Source organism: Streptomyces virginiae (assembly GCF_000720455.1).
GTDB lineage: Bacteria > Actinomycetota > Actinomycetes > Streptomycetales > Streptomycetaceae > Streptomyces > Streptomyces virginiae.
On the sequence record NZ_JOAK01000014.1, the window covers coordinates 133,408 to 143,455 of the forward strand.

The 10,048-nt window shown below is 73.7% G+C and carries 9 protein-coding genes; 4 read left to right on the forward strand and 5 right to left on the reverse strand.

The features are described from left to right. Positions 1-187: 187 nt before the first annotated feature. The 3 genes from rsgA to IG86_RS0121660 all read right to left on the reverse strand — a co-directional run bounded on the left by rsgA (position 188) and on the right by IG86_RS0121660 (position 3,356). Positions 188-1,327: a ribosome small subunit-dependent GTPase A gene (gene rsgA, locus IG86_RS0121650; protein WP_045936562.1), complete on the reverse strand. Its 1,140-nt coding sequence runs from the start codon at positions 1,325-1,327 to the stop codon at positions 188-190. A gap of 256 nt (positions 1,328-1,583) precedes the next feature. Then, on the reverse strand, positions 1,584-2,126 hold the full coding sequence (locus IG86_RS0121655) for a GNAT family N-acetyltransferase (RefSeq protein ID WP_030826380.1): 543 nt from the start codon (positions 2,124-2,126) through the stop codon (positions 1,584-1,586). A gap of 9 nt (positions 2,127-2,135) precedes the next feature. Next, a complete protein-coding gene (locus tag IG86_RS0121660; RefSeq protein ID WP_199814453.1) occupies positions 2,136-3,356 on the reverse strand; it encodes a cytochrome P450 in 1,221 nt (406 codons plus the stop codon). Between the two features lie 329 nt (positions 3,357-3,685). On the opposite strand from IG86_RS0121660, the gene IG86_RS0121665 reads away from it, so the two are divergent. Further along, complete coding sequence (locus IG86_RS0121665) at positions 3,686-4,087, forward strand: VOC family protein (RefSeq protein ID WP_030826386.1); 402 nt, start codon at positions 3,686-3,688, stop codon at positions 4,085-4,087. On the opposite strand, the gene IG86_RS0121670 is transcribed toward IG86_RS0121665, so the two are convergent. Both IG86_RS0121670 and IG86_RS0121675 read right to left on the reverse strand, forming a co-directional pair. Beyond that, positions 4,018-4,752 carry a helix-turn-helix domain-containing protein gene (locus IG86_RS0121670; RefSeq protein WP_030826389.1) on the reverse strand — a complete coding sequence of 245 codons (735 nt, stop codon included), beginning with the start codon at positions 4,750-4,752 and terminating at the stop codon, positions 4,018-4,020. The genes IG86_RS0121665 and IG86_RS0121670 overlap by 70 nt on opposite strands. A gap of 30 nt (positions 4,753-4,782) precedes the next feature. Continuing rightward, positions 4,783-5,898 (reverse strand): YihY/virulence factor BrkB family protein, encoded by a 1,116-nt coding sequence (locus IG86_RS0121675; protein ID WP_030826393.1) that lies wholly within the window; start codon positions 5,896-5,898, stop codon positions 4,783-4,785. A 17-nt stretch (positions 5,899-5,915) separates the two neighbouring features. Between IG86_RS0121675 and IG86_RS0121680 the strand changes: the two genes are divergently transcribed. The 3 genes from IG86_RS0121680 (at position 5,916) to IG86_RS0121690 (ending at position 9,772) form a co-directional block, all read left to right on the forward strand. Beyond that, a complete protein-coding gene (locus IG86_RS0121680) occupies positions 5,916-7,559 on the forward strand; it encodes an acyl-CoA dehydrogenase family protein (RefSeq protein ID WP_030826396.1) in 1,644 nt (547 codons plus the stop codon). A gap of 381 nt (positions 7,560-7,940) precedes the next feature. Beyond that, positions 7,941-9,203, forward strand: coding sequence for a GAF domain-containing protein (locus IG86_RS0121685; RefSeq protein WP_045936563.1), 1,263 nt, complete (start codon positions 7,941-7,943; stop codon positions 9,201-9,203). 5 nt (positions 9,204-9,208) lie between these two features. Continuing rightward, positions 9,209-9,772 (forward strand): GNAT family N-acetyltransferase, encoded by a 564-nt coding sequence (locus tag IG86_RS0121690; protein WP_030826403.1) that lies wholly within the window; start codon positions 9,209-9,211, stop codon positions 9,770-9,772. Positions 9,773-10,048 lie beyond the last annotated feature (276 nt).

Sequence of the window (10,048 nt, forward strand, 5' to 3'; positions counted from 1 at the left end):
TGGCGCGTGCGCGGCATCGAGATCCGCGGCCACGCCACGCTGGAGGTGGGCCCGCACGCACTGGGCCCCCACTTCAGCGAGGAGGTGATCCGGATCCGTCCCGGACCGCGTCCACGCGTGGGGGCTCTGAGCGTCCGCCGGGCCGCCCCGCCGTCGGGCCGAGCAGCCCGACGGCGGGGCGGCCGGGTCAGACCCGGTTGCCGCGCTTGGCGGAGTAGTTGGCGCGGCCCTCCGCCGACTTCAGCCGCCAGTCGCGGCGGATCTCCGACCGCAGCCGGGCGTCCGTCTTCGCCACGATCCGCTGGTTCTCCCGCAGGAGCTTGCGGTAGCTCTCCAGGCGCCGTTCCGGCAGGTCCCCCGATTCCAGCGCGGCGAGCACCGCGCATCCCGGCTCCGCCTCGTGGGCGCAGTCGTGGAAGCGGCACTGCGCGGCGTAGTCCTCGATCTCGGAGAAGACCTGCCCGACTCCCGCCTCCGCGTCGAAGAGCCCCACGCCTCGCAGGCCCGGGGTGTCGATGAGGACCCCTCCGCCCGGCAGGACGAGGAGGTTGCGGGTGGTCGTGGTGTGGCGGCCCTTGCCGTCGACGTCACGGGTGGCCTGGACCTCCATGACGTCCGTGCCGAGCAGCGCGTTCGCCAGGGTGGACTTGCCCGCGCCGGAGACGCCCAGCAGGACGCTGGTGCCGTCGGCGACGATCGCGCCCAGGACGTCGGTCCCCTCCCCGGTGTGGGAGGAGACGGTGAGGACCTGGACGCCCGGGGCGGTGGTCTCCACGTCCTGGACCAGGTGGCCGAGGGTGACCGGGTCCGGGACGAGGTCCGCCTTGGTGAGGACGATCAGCGGCTGCGCCCCCGACTCCCAGGCCAGGGCCAGGAAGCGCTCGATGCGCCCCAGGTCGAGCTCCACGGCGAGGGACACGGCGATGATCGCGTGGTCGACGTTCGCGGCGAGGATCTGCCCCTCGGACCGCTGCGACGAGGTGGAGCGCACGAAGGCGGTCCGGCGCGGCAGGTACGCCTTCACGTACCGCGGGTTGCCCGCCGTCTCGACGGCGGCCCAGTCCCCGGTGCAGATGACGCGCAGCGGGTCGTGGGGGGTGACGAAGGCGGTGTCGGCGCGGACGATGCCGTCGGCGGTCAGTACGTCGCACTGACCGCGGTCGACGCGTACGACACGGCCGGGCACGAGGCCCTGCTCGGCGTACACGGTGAACTCGGCCGCCCACGCGTCGTCCCAGCCGAGGGGGGCGAGGGTGTGCGAGAGCGAGGCCTGCGGGAAAGCGGAGAAAGACAAGGGGAACCCTTCACAGGGTGGCCCCGGCCGCATGCGTCCGCCCTACGGCGGCACGCGAAGAGAGGTGTGAGGTCAGCCGGAGACCACGGAGGTCACATCGATGGTCTTCTGAGTGCGGGCAGCGCCCTGCGCAATGACAGTCAATGAACTCACCTCCGGGTCGTGCACGTTGCCGTGGTCCCTCACCGCTCGGCGGGAACGACCCCACCGTAACAAGCCCGCTCGCGTCGCGGCCACTCCTTTTTCCCGAGGCGTTTTCCGCGCCTCTTTCCGCTCGCTCTCCGCGGCGTCAGCCGAGTGCTCCGTCGAGCCGCCGGGCCAGCACCTGCCCCGGCCAGTCCCCGGACAGGAAGCGGTCGGTGGGCGTGAAGCCGCTGCGCTCGTAGAACGCGACCAGTTCGCCTCCGCCGCCCGCCCAGCAGTCGACCCGCAGGAGGGCGACGCCGGCCCGGCGGGTCTCCTCGGCGGCGTGCGCCAGCAGTGCCGCGCCGATGCCCCGGCCCGCGTGCCGCCGGTCGGAGACCAGCAGCCGCACGTACCGCTCGGGCTCCCCGGCCGGCGCGATCGGCAGCTGCGGGCTGGGCCCGGAGTCCAGCACCAGGGCTCCGACGGGCACGCCGTCCAGCTCCGCGACGTACGGGGTGTTCTCGGTGGTGTACCGCTGGACCCGGTCCGTGCCGCCGGGCCGCTGCGAGTACGGGATCGTGCCCCACTGTTCGGTGTTGCCGCGGGCGTTCATCCAGGCCACGGCGGCGTCGAGCATGTCCAGCAGGGCCGGTGCGTCCGCCGGGCCGCCCGGCCGGATCCGTATCGCGTGTGCGCTGTCGTTCACTCGGCAAGCCTATGCGCCGAAGCGGACCGGCAGGTGTTTGATGCCGTTGATGAAGTCCGAGCGCAGCCGCCGGACTTCGCCGGTGAGCCCGAAGTCGGGGTGGCGGCGCAGGAGTTCCCGGATCAGCGCCTTGATCTGGGTACGGGCCAGACCCGCGCCCAGACAGAAGTGGGGGCCGCCACCGCCGAAGGCGAGGTGCTCGTTGGGCGTGCGGCGGATGTCGAAGGTGAAGGGGTCCCCGAAGACCTCCTCGTCGCGGTTGGCGGAGGTGTAGTAGGTCACCACCTTCTGCCCGGCGGCGATGCGGCGCCCGCGCAGGACGGTGTCGCGGGTGGCGGTGCGCCGGAAGTTGTGGATCGAGCCGCCCCAGCGCAGGAACTCCTCGGTGGCCGAGTTCCACAGCAGCTCGTCGTGCGGGGCGGCGGCCAGTTCGGCCCGGGCGACGGGGTGGTCGACCAGGGCCAGCACGGTGTGGGAGAGCAGGTTGCGGGTGGTCTCGTTGCCCGCGACGCACAGCAGCACGAAGAACATGTTGATCTCGTGCCGGCTGAGCCGGTCCCCGTCCACCTCGGCGTGGACGAGCGTGGAGAGGATGTCCTCACGGGGGCGGGCCCGGCGCTCGGCGGCCAGCGCGTCGCAGTAGGCGTAGATCTCGGCGGCCGCGAGGTCGCTGTCCTGCTTGCCGGCCGAGAGCTCCGGGTCCTGGCCGCCGGCCATCCGGTTGCTCCAGTCGAAGACGAGCAGCTCGTCGCCGGGCGGTACGCCGACCATCTCGCAGATGGTCTGGATCGGGAGCCTGGCGGCCACCTCGGCCACGAAGTCCAGGTCCCGGCCGGGGGCGACGGCGCTCTCCACGAGGGCGGCGGCCCGCTCGCCGATCCGGGCCGCGAGGCGGCGCACCACCCGCGGGGTGAAGCCCGCGCTGACGAGGGCCCGGTAGCGGGAGTGGCGCGGGGCGTCCATGCCCAGGAGGACCAGGCGGAGGGACTCCAGGGACTCCGGGCTCTGGTCGCGGATCATGAAGGAGCCCAGTTCCGTGGACCAGAGCCCGGGGTCGCGGCTGACGGCCTTGACGTCGGCGTGGCGGGTGACGGCGTAGAAGCCCTCGTGGCCGCCCGGGACCTCGTGCCAGTGCACCGGGTCCTCCCGGCGCAGCCGGGTGAACTGCTCGTGCGGGACCTCGCGGGCCCAGGTGTCTTCCAGCAGGTCGATCTCACCGGTGGGGATCACGGTCCACTTCCCTTCGGGGGCGCGTCAGGGGCACTCGGGCTCGCACGACCGGGGCGGGGGCGGCCCGGGAGCCGCCGCGCCGGGGGTGCGCCGCCCGCCCCGCGGCGACTTCCGGACTGGTGTCGGCTTCCGGGCTCGCGTCGGCTTCCGGACTGCTGTCGCTTCCCGACACAACGTGCGCGCACATCTGACGAACCGTCAATCCCCGTGCGCCGCCCGGTCCGGGCCACGGAGCGGCCGGGCAGGCAGGCCGATGGGCGGACGGGGCCGGGTGGACGGTGTCCGTTTCGTTCAAGACCGGCGGGGTCGGGGATGCCTAGCCTGCCGCCATGACTCCACGACTCGACATGATCGGCATGGTCGTCTCCGACATGGCCGCCTCCCTCGCCTTCTACCGCCGCCTCGGCCTGGACGTCCCGGCCGAGGCCGACACCCTCCCCCACGTCGAGGCCACGCTCCCGGGCGGCCTGCGCATCGGCTGGGACACCGAGGAGACCGTCCGCTCCTTCGACCCGTCCTGGACCCCGCCCAGCGGCGACGGCCGCCGGGACCTGGCCTTCCTGTGCGACTCCCCCGCCGAGGTGGACGCCGTGTACGACGACCTGACCCGGGCCGGCTACCGCGGCCATCTGAAGCCCTGGGACGCCTTCTGGGGGCAGCGCTACGCCGTCGTCCTCGACCCGGACGGCTGCGGCGTCTCCCTCTTCGCCCCGGCGGCGCCCCCCGAGTAGGCGGTCAGCGTGGTCCCGGCCAGCGCGCGCACCTCGCGGGCGAGGTGGGCCTGGTCGGCGTATCCGGCGGTGTGCGCCACCTCGGCGTACGGCAGGCCCCGGTCCGCCAGGGCCAGGGCCCGGCGCAGGCGCAGGATCCGGCCGAGCGTGCGCGGTCCGTACCCGAAGGAGTGCAGGGAGCGCCGGTGCAGCTGCCGCTCCCCCAGGCCCGCCGCGGCCGCGATCGCGGCCACCGGCTGCCCGGCCCGGAGCCGGTCGACGACCTCGGCGGCGAAGGGGTCGGCCGGCCCGGTGTCGGCTGCGCGGGCCCGGGCCAGTGCCTCAAGGCCCGCGCGCGGGTCCCCGTACGCCTCCATCAGCCCGGTGAGGCGGCGTACCTCCCGGGCGGGCCACAGGTCGGCGAGCCCCACGCGCCGGTCCCGCAGGACGTGCGCCGGTACGCCGAGCAGCGCGGGCGCGGTGCCGGGCGCGAGCCGGATCCCGGCGACGGCCCCCGCGTGCACTTCTCCGCCGGGATGCGGGCCGGTGTCGGGCCCGGCCACGAGGAGCCGTCCGTCGGCCCAGAGGAGGTCCATGCACCCGTCGGGCAGCACTACCCCGGCGCCACCCTCGACCCGCCACAGCACGGCCCCGGGCACCCCGGCCGACGGTGTCTCCTCGTACACGGCTCCAGGCTACGCCCGCCCCCGGAGCGGTCAGTGCTTGCGCAGGCGCGAGTGGTAGTCCTCGGGCGGCAGGAACTTCGACCAGCGTTCCGGGAACTCCGACGGCATCCCCTCGTCCTCGTCGTCCTCCGACTCGCCCTCCGCCATCGCCCGCCAGGCGGCGGCCCGCGCGACCAGCTGCGCGGCCTCCGCCTCCCGGATCCGCTCGTTCGCCTCGCGCGCCGCCGCGGTGGCCACCGACGGCCAGACGCGGTCGATGGCGGCGTTCACGGCCGCGCCGACGAGCACCGCGAAGGCCGAGATGCCGATCCAGAGCAGGACGGCGACGGGTGCGGCCAGGGAGCCGTAGATGGTCGGCCCCTCCACGGTGTTGGTGAGGTAGATCCGCAGCAGGAAGGAGCCCAGCACCCACATGGCCAGTGCCACCAGCGCGCCCGGCACGTCCTCGATCCACGGCGAGCGCACGGGCACGGACACGTGGTAGAGCGTCGTCAGGAAGGCGATGGACAGCAGGGTCACGGTCGGCCAGTACAGGACGGCGATCACCTCGGTGCCCCACGGAACGAGCCGGACGACGGCGTCCGGACCGACCACCATCAGCGGGAGCACGATGGCGCCGATCAGCAGGGCGATGACGTAGAGGAGGAAGGCCAGCAGCCGGGTCTTGACGATGCCGCGGTGGCCGTCGAGCCCGTACATCACGGTGATGGTGTCGATGAAGACGTTGACGGCGCGGGATCCCGACCACAGGGCGAAGGCGAAACCGAGCGAGATCAGGTCGGGCCGGCCGCTGCGGGTGACGTCGTCCAGGAGGGGTCTGGCGATGTCGTTGACGCCGCGGTCGGACAGGACGGTGCCGACCGCGCGCAGGATGTTCTCCTCGATGCTCTCGACGGTACGGGTGTCCGTCCACCCGTCGACGTAGCCGAGCAGGCCCAGCAGGCCCAGGAAGAGCGGGGGCAGCGAGAGCAGGGTGAAGAACGCCGCCTCGGCCGCGAGCCCGAGGATCCGGTACTCGATGCACGAGTTGACGGTGTCCTTCAACAGCAGCCAGCCCATCTTCCGCTTCGAGACGTTGCGGTAGAGGGCGCGGGCCCGGTGGAGCCGTCCTGGGATCCGCTCGGGTGTTTCTTTTGCTGGCTGCACGTCCTTACGGTATCCGCATGGCAGCCACCACCCACACAGTCAGCAACCAGGCCCCGCCCCTGGTGGGGTACGACGTCTACGGCGGCGATCGGGCCCTCACCGAGGGCGTCGAGCGTCACCTGGCGTCCGCGGATCCCGAACTCCTCGGCGAGGTACGGGAGGAGCTCACGGACCTCGGGCGTGCGGCCGGTTCCGCGCAGGCCCAGGAATGGGGCGCGCAGGCGAACGAGAACCCTCCGAAACTGCGCACTCACGACCGGTACGGGAACCGTATCGACGAGGTGGATTTCCACCCGGCCTGGCACCGGCTGCTCGGGCACGCGGTGTCCTCCGGGCTGACCGACGCCTGGGGGCGTCCGGCCGGGCACCTGCGCCGCGCCGCCGGGTTCTTCCTGTGGTCGCAGGCGGAAGCGGGCCACGGTTGCCCGATCTCGATGACGCACGCGGCCGTGCCGGCCCTTCGGGCCGATCCTACGATCGCCGCCGAGTGGGAGCCGCGGCTGACCTCGCACGTGTACGAGGAGGGCCTGCGGCCGGCGGCGCGGAAGGCCGGCGTGCTCTTCGGCATGGGGATGACGGAGAAGCAGGGCGGCAGCGACGTACGGGCCAACACGACGGCCGCCGTGCCGCTGGGCGCGTCCGGCGAGTACCTGCTGACCGGGCACAAGTGGTTCTGTTCGGCGCCGATGTGCGACGGCTTCCTGGTGCTGGCGCAGGCTCCGGGCGGGCTGACCTGCTTCCTGGTCCCGCGGGTGCTGGAGGACGGCACGCGCAACGTCTTCGCGATCCAGCGGCTGAAGGACAAGCTGGGCAACAAGTCGAACGCGTCGAGCGAGGTCGAGTTCGACGGGACGTGGGCGCGGCGGGTCGGCGAGGAGGGCCGCGGGGTGCGGACCATCATCGAGATGGTCGCGGCGACCCGGCTGGACTGCGTCATCGGCTCGGCCGCGCTGATGCGGCAGTCGCTGACGCAGGCGGTGCACCACGCAGAGCACCGCTCTGCTTTCGGAGCACCGCTCATCGACCAGCCGCTGATGCGCAACGTGCTCGCGGACCTCGCCCTGGAGTCGGAGGCCGCCACCACCCTGACGCTGCGCCTGGCCGCCGCCTACGACGCCGGGACCGAACAGGAGAAGGCCTTCCTGCGCCTGGCCGTGCCCGCCGCGAAGTACTGGGTGACCAAGCGCTGTACGCCGATGGTGGCCGAGGCCCTGGAGTGTCTGGGCGGCAACGGCTACGTCGAGGAGTCCGGGCTGCCGAGACTGCTGCGCGAATCCCCGCTCAACTCCATCTGGGAGGGCTCGGGCAACGTCCAGGCCCTGGACGTACTGCGCGCCCTCCAGCGGGAGCCGCAGGCGCTGAACGCCTTCCTCCAGGAGGTGGGCCTGGCCCGGGGCGCCGACCACCGACTGGATTCGGCCATCAAGGACCTGCTGACGGATCTCGCCGATCTGGAGGGCATCGAGGCACGGGCCCGCCGCGTCGTGGAGCGCATGGCCCTGGTGCTGCAGGGATCGCTGCTGGTCCGCTGGGCTCCGCCGGAGGTCGCGGACGCCTTCTGCGCCTCACGGCTGGGCGGTGACTGGGGTACGGCCTTCGGCACGCTGCCGCACAGCCTGGATCTGCGCGCGGTCGTGGAACGGGCGCGGATCGCGGGCTAGGGAGGAGCCCCCGTCGGGCTCCCCTGCGGTCCCCAAACCGCTCCGAGCCGGGATCCGGGCCCGTCGACCGGCACAGAGGTGGCGCCGCGCCGACTCGGCACCACCTCTGAACCGAAGCCCCGAGGAGGAGCTGTCACGCCGCTCGGGCGACGTCCGGACATTTTCGGTCGGGCGACCAGGACTTGGCGAGAGTTGCATACCGTTGCAACCTTTGAGTCGGCAGCCGCCCGTCGGGGGCGCCGGGGTGGCGGTCCCCGAGGCAAGGGCGGACCGGCACCTGGGGAACCGCCGGGCGGCCGGCGTCGTACGTCCTGTTCGCACGGGGAGGTTCCGGTGGCCGACACCACAGGCATCACGGTCGATGTGGCACGCATCTCGGCCATGCACCCTCGGGAGGCCACGCGCCTGCTCAAGGGGGTGCGCGCGGCCGCGCTGGCGGGCGACCGCCCGCCGGCCGCGCCCCGGCCGGAGATCGCGGAGTCCTGGCGCCGGATGCTGGCCGGCGGGGTGCATCCGGACCGGGACGCGCGCTCGCGGATGCTGTCGGCCGCCGAGACCGAGGAGCGGCGGCACGTCTCCCCGCTGCGGGAGGTCCTTCCCGTACTGCGGGAGGGTCTGCTGCCGGCGCTCGACGGGGCGCTCCACATCATGGTCGTCGCGGACGCGGACGGGCGGCTGCTGTGGCGGGAGGGCCACACGTCCATCCTGCGCAAGGCGGACCGGCTCGGCTTCGCGGTCGGCGCGGACTGGGACGAGGCCGTGGTCGGCACGAACGGCGTGGGGACCGCCCTGGTGGCCCGGCGGCCGGTCCAGGTGTTCTCGGCGGAGCACTTCGTCTCCAGCCACCACGACTGGACCTGCGCGGGGGCGCCCGTGCGGGATCCGCGGGACGGGCGGCTGCTGGGCGTGGTCGACGTCAGCGGCCCGCTGGCCACCATGCACCCGGCGACGCTGGCCTGGGTCAGCTCGGTGGCCCGGCTCGCGGAACGGGAGATGCGGATCCGGCACCTGGAGTCGCTGGAGCGGCTGCGGGCGGTGGCGGCGCCGCTGCTGGCCCGGCTGCCGGGGCGGGCGCTGGCCGTGGACCCGCACGGCTGGACGGCCGCGGTGACGGGGCTGGCCCCGGCGGACCGGATCCCGCTGCCGAAGGACTTCGCGCCGGGCCGGGTGTGGGTGCCGCAGCTCGGCGACTGCGTGGCGGAACCGCTGCCCGGCGGCTGGCTGCTGCGGGTCGCGCAGGACCGTACGGGCACGGCGGCGACCCGGGTCGTACTGGACCTCAGCCGGGCGGGTTCCTGGTCGGCGACGGTGTACGGGTCGTCCGGGAGCTGGTCGCAGGAGCTGAGCCCGCGCCACGCGGAGCTGCTGTTCCTGCTGGCGGAGAGCCCGCGGGGGCGCTCGGCGGCGCAGCTGTCGGCGGAGGTGTTCGGTGACCCGGCCCGTACGGTGACGGTGCGGGCGGAGCTGTCGCGGGTACGCCGCCACCTCGCGGGCGTCCTGGCCCACCGGCCGTACCGCTTCGCGGAGGACGTGGAGGTGGAGCTGATCCGTCCCGAGGACCCGGCCGCGCTGCTCCCGCACTCCACCGCTCCGGCGGTGGTCCGGGCCCGCCTGGGCCGGACGGGACCCGGCATGATTCCCTGAGCTGCATGAGCACCATCACACTCACCACCTGGTCGCTGGAGATGACCTCTCCGGCGGACCTCGTCCCGGCGGCTCCGGCGGGGCCGGAGATCTCCATCGTGCGGTCGGAGGTCCCCTCCCCCGAGTTCAGCCGCTTCCTCTACGCCTCGGTGGGCGGCGACATCCACTGGACGGACCGGCTGTCCCTGACCCGCGCGCAGTGGGTGGAACAGCTCGACCGGCCGGGGGTGGAGACGTGGGTGGCGTACGACCGCGGCACGCCGGCGGGGTACGTGGAGCTCGACCCGCAGGACGACGGCGTGGTGGAGATCATGTACTTCGGCCTGCTCCCCGACTTCCGCGGCCGCCGCATCGGGGGCCACCTGCTGGCCGTCGGCGTGGAACGGGCCTGGGACCTCGCGTCGCGCTGGCCGCAGCGCGAGCCGACCCGCCGGGTGTGGGTCCACACCTGCAGCCAGGACGGCCCGACGGCGATGGCGAACTACCAGCGGCGCGGCTTCAAGGTCTTCAAGACGGAGACGGAGGAAAAGGAAGAAACCCCGACCCCGGGCCCCTGGCCCGGAGCGTAACGCCTCCGGCGCGGCCTGCCGATTCGGGGCGCTGCCCCTGCCTTCCGGCTGCGGGCCGGTGGCCGCGCCTCAATCGCCGGCGGGACCGGGGTGGTGTTCCCTGGCCGGGAGCGTGGCCCTGGTGGTGGCTTCGGGTGGGGTGGTGCCCCTCCGGGGGCTCTCCTCGGCTCGGCGCGTGCGGGCACGTCCCGGCCGTACCCGGTGGTCGCGCCTCGTCCTGCGGGGAGCCCCCGCAGTGTCCCCACCCCACGGCCCCGCTCCGTCCGGGACGGGCCG